Source organism: Cupriavidus consociatus (assembly GCF_017814975.1).
Lineage (GTDB): Bacteria > Pseudomonadota > Gammaproteobacteria > Burkholderiales > Burkholderiaceae > Cupriavidus > Cupriavidus consociatus.
Map to the genome: position 1 here is coordinate 147,926 of NZ_JAGIQA010000004.1, position 13,339 is coordinate 161,264.

The following is a 13,339-nucleotide window of genomic DNA, read 5'->3' on the forward strand; positions in this document are numbered from 1 at the left end:
GGCTGGCTGCGGCCCGCAAGCGGCTTGCGCGCCCCACCAGCCTCAGCATGCGCCACATTGCCACCTCGCAATCGCCACTCGCCGGCATGCAAGCGGAATTGCAGCAAAAGTCGGCCGCATTTGGTTAAGCAGGCACTGCACCGGCTGGATAAAATCATGCGTTGCCTACCGCGCCGACCGCGCAAGAATCTCGCGTCAATACTGCATCAATGACCCGCCCTGCTATCCCCGACCCTGGTATGACCGTTCCCGCCCTCTCGCTTGGCGCCATCCTGGATGACCTGCGCAGCGCACCGCGCCCGCTGACATCCGCGGAGTACGCATATCTGGCGCACCTGCGGCAACGCATCGTCACCGGCGATGCCGACTTGTGGACCACGCTGGAGACCGCCGGCGTGCCGTGCCGCGAACGCCGCCTGTCGCCCGAGGTAATGCAGGCGCTGACGGCAATCGGCCATTTGCCGATGCACTGAAGCGCACCGGCATCGCCATCTGACCGAGACCATTCCTACCTTAACTCGGAAGCTTCACCGCCCTACCCCCGTGCGCGCGCCGCTACGATCGATCCACTTCGATCCGCCGGCAACAGGCCGCGCACCCCGGGATGCATCGCCTCCCTGCCGCGCAACGGTGCCCAGCGCGCCGCCAGTGTCCGTCCCGGCAAGGGCACACTCATGGCATACGTTGTCAACAACAGGCGCGTCAGCTTCCTGTCGTTGCGCGCCTTCGTCGCACTGACGCAGCACCGCGACACCGCCCGCGCCGCGCAAGCGCTGGGCATCCAGCGCCAGCGACTCCATTACCAGATCCGCGGCCTCGAGGCCGTGCTCGGCACGCCGCTGTTCAGCGTAGGCGGCCCCAGCTGGCTGCCCACGCCCGCCGGCGTCAAGGCCTTGCCCAAGGTCATGGCGATGCTGCGCATCTGGGAACAGATTGCGCCGCGCCCATGCGCCGGCCGCAACGGCCTGGCGCCGCCGGAGTTCAGCGACGCCGCGCGCCGCGGCCCGCCGTTCTGGATCCGGCACGCGACGATGTAGCGCGGCGCGACTCAGGCCAGGCGTGCGCAACTGTAGGCTTCGGTGCGATAGGGAAAGGCGACTTCCTGACGTCCGGCGAGCGCCGGATGGCCGTCGATGACAGCCTGCAGCGCGGCGCGCACGCGCTCCTGCTCCGCGCCGGGCAGCGAGGCAATGAAGCTCACCGACATCACCCGGTCGACGATCACCTGCCGCGGCGGGCCCACGTGCGTGTACGGCAGGCTGTGCAGCGCCATGGGGCCGAAGCCCTCCGCGGGAAAGACCCGCTTCCAGTCGCCCTTGTAGAAGCGCGGCGCGTCGCCCTCGTAGGGCGTCATGATGGCGGTCAGCTGCGCGACCCAGTCCACGCTTTCATCGCGAACGTTCCAGACCAGCCCTAGCCGGCCGCCTGGCCGCAGCACGCGGCGGATCTCGGCGATGGCGCGGTCGTTGGCGAACCAGTGGAACGCCTGCGCGCAGACCACGGCGTCCGTGCTGGCATCGGACAAGGGTATCGCTTCGGCGCTACCCGCGAGCGCCTGCACGGCCGGCAGCGCATTGGCCAGCTGCGCGCGCATCTGCGCCACCGGCTCAACCGCGATCACGGCCGCGCCGGTTTCGGCCAGCCGGCGCGTAAATTTGCCGGTACCTGCGCCCAGGTCCAGCACGGTGCGGTGCGGGCCCAAACCGAGCGTCGCGCGCAGCCAGCCATCGATAGCTTCGGGATATTCGGGGCGTCCGCGCGCGTAGGCATCGGCCTGGCTGGCGAATCCCTGCGCGGCGGCCTGGTGGATGGCGGTCATGGCGGCTCCGGTTGGCTTTCCGGTGCCGTAGGCTACGCCGGAAGTCCGCGCGCGGCAAGGCTAGTGCTGCATGCCCCAGCGGCGTACGGTCAGCCGCTCCAGCGTGGTGAAGACCAGTCCTTCCACCAGCAGGCCGATCAGGATCACCGCCGCCAGGCCCGCGAACACGCGGTCCGTATAGAGCTCGTTGCGGTTCTGGAAAATGAACCAGCCAAGCCCGCCCTTCCCCGACGACGCGCCGAACACCAGCTCGGCCGCGATCAGCGTGCGCCAGGCAAAGGCCCAGCCGATCTTCAGCCCCGACAGGATCGCCGGCAGCGCGGCGGGCACCAGCACCAGCGCGACGTAGCGCGGCCCGCGCAGGCCATAGTTGCGTCCGGCCATGCGCAGCGTCTGCGGCACTGCCTGGAAGCCGGCATACATGTTCAGCGCCAGCGGCCACAGCACCGAGTGGACCAATACGAATACCAGGCTCTTCGTTCCCAGCCCGAACCACAGCAGCGCCAGCGGCAGCAGCGCGATCGCCGGCAGCGGGTTGAACATGGCGGTAAGCGTGTCCAGCACATCGCGGCCGAAGCGCGTCGATACCGCCAGCGAAGTCAGCACGAACGCCAGCACGATGCCCGCGGCATAGCCGCGCAGCAGCACCGACAGCGACACCGCCGCCTTGCCCGGCAGTTCGCCGCTGGCCACGTCCTGCGCGAAGGCGCGCAGTGTCGCCAGGAAGGTCGGCAGCAGCAGGTCGTTGTCCTGCACGCGTGCCACGATTTCCCATACCAGTGCCAGCGCCAGCAGGATCACGGCCTTGCGCAGCCAGCCGTGCTGCCACAGCCGTTGCTGCCACGGCAGCGCGCGCGCCAGCGGCGCTTCAGTGAAGGGTTCGATGTCGCGCTCGTATTCCGGGCGCACCGGCGGCCGGAAGTCGGGGCGGAGTTCGGGCGGCTCGGTGAGCGCCAGGGTGGATGTGGATTGCGTCATGATCTGTGTATGGCGGCGGTCGGCTTGCTAACGGCCAACGGCGCGGCGCGCGCGCGGCGGCTGCGGCTCGGCGGCGGGCTCGCCGAACAGCATGGTGTGGATGCGTTGCGCGGCCGCCTGGAATTCCGTGCCACCCTGGCTGGCCAGGCTGAACTGGTGGCTGTTCAGTTCGGCACGCACGCGGCCCGGATGCGGCGACAGCAGCAGGATGCGGCTGCCCACCACCAGCGCTTCTTCGATCGAATGGGTGACGAACAGCAGCGTGAAACCCGCGTTGTCCCACAGCGCCAGCAGTTCTTCCTGCATGCGCCGGCGCGTCAGCGCGTCGAGCGCGGCAAAGGGCTCGTCCATCAGCAGCACCTTGGGCCGCATCGCCAGCGCCCGCGCGATCGCCACGCGCTGCTTCATGCCGCCCGACAGCGTATGCGGGTAGGCATCGGCGAAATCGGCCAGGCCCACCTTCTCCAGGCTGTCCAGCGCGCGCTCGCGCGCTTCGGCACGCGACAAGCCGCGTGCCTGCCGCAACGGGAACATCACGTTCTGCACCACGGTCTTCCATGGCGGCAGCTGGTCGAACTCCTGGAACACCACGATGCGGTCCGGCCCGGGCTGCTGCACGCGCCGGCCCTCCAGCCGGATCTCACCCTCGGCGGGCGCGACGAAGCCGGCCACCGCCTTGAGCAGCGTCGACTTGCCGCAGCCGGACGGGCCCAGCAGCACGAAGCGGTCGCCCGCGTGCACGTCGAAGCTGACCCGGTGCGTGGCGCGCACGATGCGCCCGGACGTGCGGAACTCGAGCGACACGCTGTCGACCTGCAACAGCGGCGCGGCGCGGTCGGATACAACGCGCAGGCTGTGCGTGGCCATGGTCAGCTCCCCTGCGCGGTGACCGGGTCCTGGAAGAAATAATCCTGCCAGGACTTCGGCTGGTTGCGGATCGCGCCCACGCGGTGCATGAACGAGGCCAGCACGAAGGTGTTCTGCGGCGCCACCTTGAACTGCACCTGCGGGTTCTTCAGCACGCGCACCAGCAGCGCGCGGTCGGTCTTGGCCTTGGTCTGGCGCAGGTAAATGTCGGCCGCGGCCTCGGGATTGGCGGTGGCGAACGCCGCGGCTTCGGCCAGCGCATCGACAAAGGCGCGGTAGGTTTTGGGATTCTCGTTGCGGAACTTCTCGGTCGCGTACAGCACCGTCGACGAGCTCGGTCCGCCCAGCACGTCATACGAATTCAGCACGATGCGCGCGTTCGGGTTGCCGGCCAGCTCCTGCTCCTGGAACGGCGGGTTGCCGAAATGCCCGGTGATTTCCGTGCCGCCCGAGATGATCGCGGCAGCGGCATCGGGATGCGGCATCGCCACGGTCCACTTGTCGAGCCGGTTGTACTCCTTGTCGCCCCATTGCCGGGCGGCTGCCAGCTGCAGCACGCGCGACTGCACCGACACGCCGACCGCTGGCAATGCGATGCGGTCTTTCTCGGTAAAGTCGGCAATGGTCTTCACCCTGGGGTTGTTGCTCACCAGGTAGTACGGAAAGTTGCCCAGCGAGGCCACGCCGCGCACGTTCTGCTTGCCGTGGGTGCGGTCCCACAGCGTCAGCAACGGGCCGACACCGGCACCGGCGATGTCGATCGCGCCGGACAGCAGCGCGTCGTTGACCGCGGCACCGCCGGACAGCTGGGTCCATTCGACCTTGACGTCGACGCCCTGCTGCTTGCCGTGCTTTTCGATCAGTTGCTGGTCGCGCGCCACGTTGAGCAGCAGGTAGACCACGCCGAACTGCTCGGCGATGCGCAGCCTGCCTTCGGCGTGCGCGGCGCCGGAAATCGCCAGGCCGGCGCTCAGCGCGAGCAGGCCCAGCTTGCGGGAAAAACGTTGGAACATGAATGAACTCCGGGAAATCGTGGAAGGGACACACGCGACATGCGCGCGCCCGGCATGCATGGCGAAGCAATGGCCGCGTCAGCGCGGCACGTCGCCTTCGATGGTGGTGCGGTACATCACGCGGCGCAGGTGGCCCGGACAGCCCGCGGCCAGGTGCAGCAGCGAGCGGTTGTCCCAGAACACCAGGTCATGCGACTGCCACTGGTGGCGATAGACGTGTTCCGGCCTGACGCTGTGCGCGAAGAGCCGGTCGAGCAGGCCGCGGCTCTCGTCCTCGGGCAGGCCGGCGATGCGCGTGGTGAAGTGCTCGCTGACGAAGAGTGCCTTGCGGCCGGTTTCGGGATGGGTGCGCACCACCGGCTGCAATACCGGCTGCACCTGCGCGATCTGCTCGGGCCTCAGGTTGGGACGCCACGGGCTGCGCTGCTGCAGTTCGGCATAGCGCGCCAGGTAGGTGTGCTCGGCGTACAGGCCGTCGACGGCGCGCTGCAGTTCCGCGGGCAAGGTGTCCCATGCCAGGTGCATGTTGGCGAACAGCGTATCGCCGCCTTCGGCGGGCAGCTCGCGTGCATGCAGCAGCGAACCCAGGCTCGGCTTTTCCTTGTACGACAGGTCCGAATGCCAGAAGTGGCCGGCGTCGCCGAGTCCGATCGGCTTGCCGTTCTCGACCACGTTGGACACCACCAGCACTTCGGGATGGCCACGCAGCTGGAACTGGTGCAGCACGTGGATCTGTAGCGGGCCGATGCGGCGGCTGAAGTCGATCTGCTGCGACGGGCTGATCTGCTGGTCTCGGAACACCACCACGTGGTAGTCGAGGTGGGCGCGATGGATGCGCGCAAAATCGCTGTCGGACAGTGGGCGGGACAGGTCGAGGCCGAGTACCTCGGCGCCCAGCGGCGCGTTCAGCGCGCGGATCTCGAAATCCTGGCCGGCATCGATCAAGGCGGGAGCGGCGGCAGGCGGTGCGCTCTGCTGGCGCGAAACTATGGCGTGGGCGGTTGCGGGCGTCATGGCAGCTCTGGCAATTCGGGGTAAGCCTGCGCGGCAGCGGATGCCGCGTACAAGCCCGCACTGTAGAGACCCGTCACAAGCGCGGTCAACGAATCAAATCGCTGGCGCTTATCCGCTTAGCGCATATTCATGTCTGCACATTGGCTGCGCGTGCCCATTCATGGCATGGGCTCGCCGGCCGCATATACAAATGCGATCAGCTTCCTTGCGTCGCCGGGTGCGGTCCGTGACCATGGCTACCCGAACTGCCTGGGCGGTGCGGCGCCCGGCTGGTACCATCGTTCGGCCCGTCGGCGCGCATTTGCATGCGCCGCGTCGCCAGGCATGTCCGGCACACAACCCAGAGAAAAACATGAGACTCGAAACCCTGGCCGTCCATGGCGGCTACTCGCCCGATCCGACTACCCGCGCCGTGGCGGTGCCCATCTACCAGACGGTGGCCTACGCCTTCGACAACGCGCAGCATGGCGCCGACCTGTTCGACCTGAAGGTCGCGGGCAATATCTATAGCCGCATCATGAACCCGACCAACGATGTGCTCGAGCAGCGCCTGGCCGCGCTCGAGGGCGGCGTGGGCGCGCTGGCGCTGGCATCTGGCATGGCCGCGATCACCTATGCGATCCAGACCATTGCGGAAGCGGGCGACAACATCGTTTCGTCGAGCCAGCTGTACGGAGGCACCTACAATCTGCTGGCGCACACGCTGCCGCAATCCGGCATCGAGACCCGCTTCGCCGACGGCCGCAATCCGTCGAGCTTCGGCGACCTGATCGACGAACGCACCAAGGCCGTGTTCGTCGAGTCGGTGGGTAACCCGTTGGGCAACGTGGTCGACATCGAGGCGATCGCGCGCGTGGCGCATAACCACGGCGTGCCGCTGATCGTCGACAACACCGTGCCCTCGCCCTACCTGTGCCGGCCATTCGAGCATGGCGCCGACATCGTCGTGCATTCGCTGACCAAGTATCTGGGCGGCCATGGCAACAGCGTCGGCGGCGCCATCGTCGACAGCGGCAAGTTCCCGTGGGCGCAGCACAAGGCGCGCTTCAGGCGCCTGAACGAGCCGGACGTGTCGTACCACGGCGTGGTCTACACCGAGGCGCTGGGGGCGGCGGCCTATATCGGGCGCGCGCGCGTGGTGCCGCTGCGCAATACCGGCGCGGCGCTGTCGCCATTCAACGCGTTCCTGATCCTGCAAGGCATCGAGACGCTGGCACTGCGGCTGGACCGCATTACCGAAAATGCGCTGGCGATCGCGCGCCACCTGCAGCAGCACCCGAAGGTGGAATGGGTCAACTTTGCCGGCCTGCCCGAGCATGCGGACCATGCGCTGGTGCAGAAGTACCTGGGCGGCCGCGGCCCCGGCATCCTGTCGTTCGGCCTGAAGCAAGGCGGCCGCGAAGGCGGGGCGCGTTTCCTGGATGCGCTGCAGCTATTCACGCGGCTGGTCAATATCGGCGATGCCAAGTCGCTGGCAACGCATCCGGCATCGACCACGCATCGCCAGCTCAATGCCGCGGAACTGAAGGCGGCTGGCGTCAGCGAGGATATGGTGCGCCTGTCGGTGGGCATCGAGCATATCGATGACCTGATCGAGGACCTGGATCGCGCGCTGGCGGCAGCGTAAGCGCAGGTTTGCTCCCCGCTCCTGCCCGCGGGAGAGGGGAGCGTTCACGGCCGGCGTTGCTTTCCTTCCAGCGCCGTTCCCTGCGCCAGCTTCTTCCCCCGCGCCTCCAGCAGGAAGTACCCCACCGTCCCCACCGCCAGCGGTATCAGGTAATACAACGCCCGGTACGCGATCAACGCCGCCAGCAACAACCCGTGCGGCACCTGTCCGCCGAGCATCGTCAGGAACACCGTCTCGACGACTCCCAGCGCGCCCGGCACGCGGATCACCACGCCCGCCAGTCCGGACGCGAGATACACGCCCAGCACCGTGTAATAGTCCGCCTGCGCATGCAGGAAGGCATGCAGGATGGCCGCCACCGCCGCCCAGTTGCCCGCCGACACCAGGATCTGCAACAGCGCGAAGCGCGGTGAGGGCACGTAGATGTCATGATCGCGCACAGTACGGTGCCGTCCCTGCCACGCCGCGCATGCCGCCAGGTAGCCAGCCGGCGCGGCCAGCATCACTACGCCGATCAGGCGCGTTGCCGCCGGCGGAATGCCCCACTCGGGCGGCAGCACCACCAGGTGGCCGGCCAGAATGATGCCCGCCAGCAGCGCGTAGCCAAGCCAGTTGCTGCTGACCGCCACCGCGAACACACTCCAGATCTGCGGCGGGCTCAGTCCGGCGCGCGAGTACAGCCGGTAGCGTACGCCCGCGCCGCCGAGCGTCGCGCCCAGGTTCAGGCTCATGGTGTAGCTGACATAGGCGATCGCCATCACCCTGTGCACCGGCAGCGGATGGCCGGCGTAGCGGCAGCCCAGTACGTCGAACTGGCTGTACAGCAAGCCCGTCAGCACCACGAACCCCGCGGCGGGCAACAGCGTGCGGCGGTCAAAGCCGCGCAGCGCGGCAAGCACCGCGTCCCAGTCGATGGTGCCGAGCTTGCGCGCGATCAGCGCAAGCACAGCCGCGATGAAGAGGATGCCAATCGCGCGCCGCCACATCGGCCAGCGCGCGTGGTGCCGGATGGCCGAAAGCGCCTGCGCGACCATCACTCGGCCTCCCGTTCCAGCACGAGTACGCGGCGGCGCCCGCGCGGGTCGCCCGCTTGCGGTGTCACCAGCCGCGGCGTATGCGCGGGCAGCCAGCCGGCCCACGCCGGGAAGCGGCGCAGGAAGTGGAACATCATCGTGGCACCGGCCGCGTCCAGCAGCGAGCGCTCATGACGGCGCGGCGGCACCTCGCGGCAGCGTTCGGCGATCAGTGCCTGCAGCCTGCCGTGCAGCCGCTGCGCGAAGGCGGTGTCGCGGATCACCAGGTTGGCTTCGAGGTTCAGCGACAGGCTGAGCGGGTCGAGATTGCTCGAACCCACCGTAGCCCATTGCTTGTCGACGACTGCGACCTTGCCGTGGAACGGGCGCTCGACATACTCGAGGATCTGCACCCCCGCGTCCTGCAGATGGCAATACAGCAGGCCGCCGGCACGCGCGACCCAGGGCATGTCGGGCTTGCCCTGCAGCAGCAGGCGCACCTGTATGCCGCGCGCGGCGGCTTCGCACAACGCGTGCAGCAACCGGTAGCCCGGCAGGAAATATGCGTTGGCGATGACCACCTCGTGCCGCGCGGCGCGGATCGCATCGAGGTAGGCAACCTCGATGTCGTTGCGATGGCGATGGTTGTCGCGCGTGACCAGCCGCACCGGACCCGGCGGCGCCGTGGTGCGTCCCAGCGGCGGCGGTGCCAGCCTGCCCTGCAGGCATGCCCCGGGGATGGCCCGCGCCAGGAAGTCATGCACCTGCCGTGCAGCGGGACCGGTGATCTCGACCGCGTAGTCCTGCTTGGCCCGTGGCCCGTAGCCATACAGGTGCTGCGCCGAGAAATTGATGCCGCCGACAAAAGCCACCTCCCCGTCGATCGCGACCAGCTTGCGATGCATGCGTCGGAAGATATGCGTGCGCACGCCGAGCAGGCGGCGGCGCGGCGAGAATGTGCAGAAGTGCACGCCCGCCTTGACCAGCTCTGTAATGAATGCAGGGGGCAGGTCGTGCGAGCCGAAGCCGTCCACGGTGACGGCCACGCGCACGCGACGCCGCGCGGCGGCCAGCAACGCGGCGTGCAATTTCTTTCCTGCCTCGTCGTCGAACAGGATAAAAGTTTCCACAAGCACGCTTTGGCGCGCTCGCGCGATCGCCTCGAATACGCGCGGGAAGTACTCTTCTCCGTTCTCCAGCAGGCGGATGCTGTCAGCGGCGGACGGCAACGGTGTCATGGCCCGAGAGGCCCCGCAAACACCATGCCAGCGCCGGAGTGTCGCCAGGAGCGCCTGAGGCCGCTTAGCGCGGGCCGCGTCGTCGGCGGACCACCAGGGCCGTCAGCAGCACCCCCGCCAGCAGGCCCGCCGTGCCCACGCCTGCCATGGTGAGCGGCGGCATGCCGGAACCGGGCGGTGGAGCCGTCTGCTGTGCCAGCGCGCGCCAGTCGGCTGCTGTTATCTGGGTCATGGTGATGGCGTTATCCAGGCCGTATACGCAAAGTTCGCCGCCGGGCAGCTTGCAGAAGCGCTCACGCGGGCAGGACTTGAGGATTTCCTGCGGCACGCCTTCGCCGCAGCGGGCGCCGGCGCTGCGCAGGACCTGCAGCGTGACATCGGGATGCCGGGTCAGTTGTTCGGGCATGGCGGCCTCCGTGCAAGGATCGGGCTTGCGGTCCTTCAGCGTAGCGCACCGCGGTGCCTGCAGCCGGCCTATATGCGCTTCAGGCATATCGGCATGATTAAGTACTCGTTCGCCAGGTGACCTGGCTTCCATACAATGGGCTCTCCAACGAACGATCGACGAACGATCAACGAACAAACAGGGGAGCGTCTTGATGCGATACGGGAGATTCGGCTTGGCGGTAGCCGCGGCGGTGCTGGCGCTGGGCGTGGTGCAGGGCGCAAGCGCCGCCGATCCGGACAAGAAGGAAATCCGCTTCGGCGCCACCGCCGGCCCGTACGCCGACCAGATCCGCTACGGCGTGAAGCCGGTGCTGGAAAAGCGCGGCTACAAGGTCACCATCATCGAGTTCAGCGACTACGTGCAGCCCAACCTGGCGCTGGCCGACGGCGCCATCGACGCCAACGCCTTCCAGCACGTGGCCTACCTGAAGAAGTTCTCGGCCGACCGCAAGCTGCAGCTGACCGACATCATCCAGGTCCCCACCGCGCCGATCGGCATCTACAGCCACAAGCACAAGACACTGGGAGAGGTGAAGCCGGGCAATACCGTCTCGCTGCCTAACGACCCCACCAACCTGGCGCGGGCCATTGCCATCCTGCAGCAGGTGGGCTGGGTCACACTCAAGCCCGGCACCGACCCGATCCGCGCCAGCGAGCGCGACATCGATGCCAATCCGCACAAGCTCAAGCTGATCCAGCTGGAGGCCGCGCAACTGCCTCGCTCGCTCGACGACGTCGACTACGCCTTCGTCAACGGCAACTTCGCGCTGGCCGCCGGGCTGAAGCTCACCACAGCGCTGGCGCTGGAGAAGATTCCCGACTACTACATGAACCTGGTGGCGGTGAAGACGGCCGACGTCAACAAGCCGTTCGTCAGGGACATCAGGGAAGCCTACCAGTCGGCCGAGTTCAAGGCGGTGACGCAGCAGCGCTTCGCGGGCTTCGTGCCGCCGCCGTACCAGCGCTGATCCGGCTCGAATCCCCTGCGAAAGGGTTCCCGCACGGGAACCCTTTTTTCGTTGGCCGCGCCTGGACCACGGCTTCTCCTTCCTTGTGCACAGCAAGACAATTGCCGCCGCCATTGCGCCGCAAATACCCTACACTCGACTACACATGCCGCGCGCGCCCACAAAGCACGCCCGGGATCACAACACGACACGCGCATCGAGAGACCTGCCATGTCCATGGTTGCGAGCTTCGAGATCGGCTATACGCGTTATCTCGCCCCGCCGGGCGACCCCCCTTCCCCCACCTCCCCGCCCCCGCCCTTTGCCAGCGACCCTGATGCGCTGCTGCCGCTGTACCAGGCCATGGTGCTGACGCGCCAGTTCGACCTGAAGGCGATCGCGCTGCAGCGCACCGGCAAGATCGGCACCTTTGCCTCGGCGCTCGGACAGGAAGCCATCGGCGTCGGCGTGGCCTTTGCGATGCGGCCCGAAGACGTGCTGGTGCCCTCGTACCGCGACCACGCGGCGCAGTTTGTGCGGGGCGTCACGATGACCGAGAGCCTGCTGTACTGGGGCGGCGACGAACGCGGCAGCGGTTTTGCGGCGGCGCCGCATGACTTTGCCAACTGCGTGCCGATCGGTACCCAGGTGTGCCATGCCGCGGGCGCGGCCTATGCCTTCCTGCTGCGCAACGAGCCAAGGGTGGCGGTGTGCCTGCTCGGAGACGGCGGGACCTCCAAGGGCGACTTCTACGAAGGCATGAACATGGCCGGCGCGTGGCGCGCGCCGATGGTGATCGTGGTGAACAACAACCAGTGGGCGATCTCGATGCCCCGCAGCGGCCAGACCGCGGCGCAGACACTGGCGCAGAAGGCCATCGCGGCCGGCATACCTGGCGAGCAGGTCGACGGCAACGACGTGGTCGCGGTGCGGCACCGCGTGGGCGAGGCCATCGAACGCGCTCGCTCGGGCGGCGGGCCCGCGCTGATCGAGGCCATCACCTACCGGCTGGGCGACCACACCACCGCCGACGATGCCTCGCGCTACCGCGACGAGGCCAGCGTCAAGGCGCACTGGCAGGAAGAGCCGCTGCTGCGCCTGCGCACGCATCTGCTGTCGCTGAACGCATGGGACGCGGCGCGCGAAGAGGCACTGGTCAAGGCGTGCTCGCAACAGGTGGCGCAAGCCGTGGAAGCCTACCTGGCGCTGCCGCCGCCGGACCCCGCGGCGATGTTCGACTGCCTGTACGCCACCATGCCGCCAGCGCTGCAGGCCCAACTGGAGACCGCGCGGCGCTATCCCGCGCAGCACGGCTGACGCTTTCATCGTCCCCTTGGCCCTCAACGACCAAAGCGAGCAAACCATGGCGGAAATCAATCTGGTCGAAGCAGTCAACCTGGCACTGGGCCACGCGCTGGAAAGCGATCCCGACGTGCTGCTGCTGGGCGAGGACATTGGCGTCAACGGCGGCGTGTTCCGCGCCACCGCCGGACTGCAGGCGCGCTTCGGCGCGGCGCGGGTCATGGATACGCCGCTGGCCGAGGGCGGCATCGTCGGCGCCGCGATCGGCATGGCGGCGATGGGGCTCAGGCCGGTGGCCGAGATCCAGTTCACCGGCTTCATCTATCCGGCCATCGACCACATCATCAACCACGCCGCGCGCATGCGCCACCGTACGCGCGGGCGGCTGAGCTGCCCGCTGGTGGTGCGCTCGCCGTGCGGCGCGGGCATCCATGCGCCCGAGCATCATTCGGAAAGCCCGGAAGCGATGTTCGCCCATATGCCGGGGCTACGCGTGGTGGTGCCGTCGTCGCCGGCGCGCGCCTACGGGCTGCTGCTGGCCGCAATCGCCGACCCCGACCCCGTTATCTTCCTCGAGCCCACGCGGCTGTACCGGCTGTTCCGCCAGGAGGTCGCCGATGACGGCGCAGCGCTGCCGCTCGATACCTGCTTCACGCTGCGCGAAGGCAACGACATCACGCTGGTGACCTGGGGCGCGATGGTGCAGGAAACACTGACCGCTGCCGACGAGCTGGCCGCCGAAGGCGTGAGCGCGACCGTGATCGACGTCGCCACGCTCAAGCCGCTCGACATGCCGACCATCCTCGAAGCGGTGGGGCGCACCGGGCGCTGCGTGATCGTGCACGAGGCGCCGCGCACCGCCGGCTTCGGCGCCGAGATCGCGGCGGAACTGGCCGATGCAGGACTGTATTCGCTGGCGGCGCCGGTGCAGCGCGTGGCCGGCTTCGATACCGTGGTGCCGCTGGCGCGGCTGGAATACACCTACCTCCCCAGCGCGGCGCGCATCGCCGACGCGGCACGCAAGGCCATGGCCGCGTGACTGGCGCCGGGCATCTCCAAGCGACACCGAGCGAC

General features: G+C 68.1%; 14 protein-coding genes. 6 read left to right on the forward strand and 8 right to left on the reverse strand.

The features are described from left to right. The first annotated feature begins 239 nt into the window (after positions 1-239). Together J8I82_RS07345 and J8I82_RS07350 are read left to right on the forward strand one after the other, a co-directional pair. Positions 240-473: an IclR family transcriptional regulator gene (locus J8I82_RS07345; RefSeq protein WP_195430021.1), complete on the forward strand. Its 234-nt coding sequence runs from the start codon at positions 240-242 to the stop codon at positions 471-473. A gap of 201 nt (positions 474-674) precedes the next feature. Beyond that, entirely contained in the window at positions 675-1,037 is a 363-nt protein-coding gene (locus J8I82_RS07350; protein WP_209755841.1) for a helix-turn-helix domain-containing protein, read from the forward strand. Between the two features lie 11 nt (positions 1,038-1,048). Here J8I82_RS07350 and J8I82_RS07355 read toward each other — a convergent pair whose 3' ends face one another. The 5 genes from J8I82_RS07355 to J8I82_RS07375 all read right to left on the reverse strand — a co-directional run bounded on the left by J8I82_RS07355 (position 1,049) and on the right by J8I82_RS07375 (position 5,691). Next, entirely contained in the window at positions 1,049-1,819 is a 771-nt protein-coding gene (locus tag J8I82_RS07355) for a class I SAM-dependent methyltransferase (protein WP_209755843.1), read from the reverse strand. 60 nt (positions 1,820-1,879) lie between these two features. Further along, a complete protein-coding gene (locus J8I82_RS07360) occupies positions 1,880-2,797 on the reverse strand; it encodes an ABC transporter permease (protein ID WP_245179516.1) in 918 nt (305 codons plus the stop codon). Positions 2,798-2,824: 27 nt separating this feature from the next. Next, positions 2,825-3,664, reverse strand: coding sequence for an ABC transporter ATP-binding protein (locus tag J8I82_RS07365; protein WP_209755845.1), 840 nt, complete (start codon positions 3,662-3,664; stop codon positions 2,825-2,827). Between the two features lie 2 nt (positions 3,665-3,666). Continuing rightward, the gene (locus J8I82_RS07370) at positions 3,667-4,677 is read right to left on the reverse strand and encodes an ABC transporter substrate-binding protein (RefSeq protein WP_209755847.1); all 1,011 of its coding nucleotides are present in this window, start codon (positions 4,675-4,677) and stop codon (positions 3,667-3,669) included. A 78-nt stretch (positions 4,678-4,755) separates the two neighbouring features. Beyond that, complete coding sequence (locus tag J8I82_RS07375) at positions 4,756-5,691, reverse strand: TauD/TfdA dioxygenase family protein (protein ID WP_209755849.1); 936 nt, start codon at positions 5,689-5,691, stop codon at positions 4,756-4,758. Positions 5,692-6,043: 352 nt separating this feature from the next. On the opposite strand from J8I82_RS07375, the gene J8I82_RS07380 reads away from it, so the two are divergent. Continuing rightward, positions 6,044-7,318 carry an O-acetylhomoserine aminocarboxypropyltransferase/cysteine synthase family protein gene (locus J8I82_RS07380; protein ID WP_209755851.1) on the forward strand — a complete coding sequence of 425 codons (1,275 nt, stop codon included), beginning with the start codon at positions 6,044-6,046 and terminating at the stop codon, positions 7,316-7,318. A gap of 44 nt (positions 7,319-7,362) precedes the next feature. On the opposite strand, the gene J8I82_RS07385 is transcribed toward J8I82_RS07380, so the two are convergent. From J8I82_RS07385 to J8I82_RS07395, 3 genes are all read right to left on the reverse strand, one after another. Continuing rightward, a complete protein-coding gene (locus tag J8I82_RS07385) occupies positions 7,363-8,352 on the reverse strand; it encodes a lysylphosphatidylglycerol synthase domain-containing protein (protein ID WP_209756188.1) in 990 nt (329 codons plus the stop codon). Beyond that, a complete protein-coding gene (gene clsB, locus J8I82_RS07390; RefSeq protein ID WP_209755853.1) occupies positions 8,352-9,569 on the reverse strand; it encodes a cardiolipin synthase ClsB in 1,218 nt (405 codons plus the stop codon). The genes J8I82_RS07385 and clsB overlap by 1 nt, the downstream gene beginning before the upstream one ends. Positions 9,570-9,633: 64 nt before the next feature. Beyond that, positions 9,634-9,975: a hypothetical protein gene (locus J8I82_RS07395; RefSeq protein ID WP_209755855.1), complete on the reverse strand. Its 342-nt coding sequence runs from the start codon at positions 9,973-9,975 to the stop codon at positions 9,634-9,636. 193 nt (positions 9,976-10,168) lie between these two features. On the opposite strand from J8I82_RS07395, the gene J8I82_RS07400 reads away from it, so the two are divergent. From J8I82_RS07400 to J8I82_RS07410, 3 genes are all read left to right on the forward strand, one after another. Beyond that, positions 10,169-10,984 carry a MetQ/NlpA family ABC transporter substrate-binding protein gene (locus J8I82_RS07400; protein WP_209755857.1) on the forward strand — a complete coding sequence of 272 codons (816 nt, stop codon included), beginning with the start codon at positions 10,169-10,171 and terminating at the stop codon, positions 10,982-10,984. 210 nt (positions 10,985-11,194) lie between these two features. Continuing rightward, the gene (gene pdhA / locus J8I82_RS07405) at positions 11,195-12,280 is read left to right on the forward strand and encodes a pyruvate dehydrogenase (acetyl-transferring) E1 component subunit alpha (protein WP_209755859.1); all 1,086 of its coding nucleotides are present in this window, start codon (positions 11,195-11,197) and stop codon (positions 12,278-12,280) included. Positions 12,281-12,326: 46 nt separating this feature from the next. Next, a complete protein-coding gene (locus J8I82_RS07410; RefSeq protein WP_209755862.1) occupies positions 12,327-13,304 on the forward strand; it encodes an alpha-ketoacid dehydrogenase subunit beta in 978 nt (325 codons plus the stop codon). Positions 13,305-13,339: the final 35 nt, after the last annotated feature.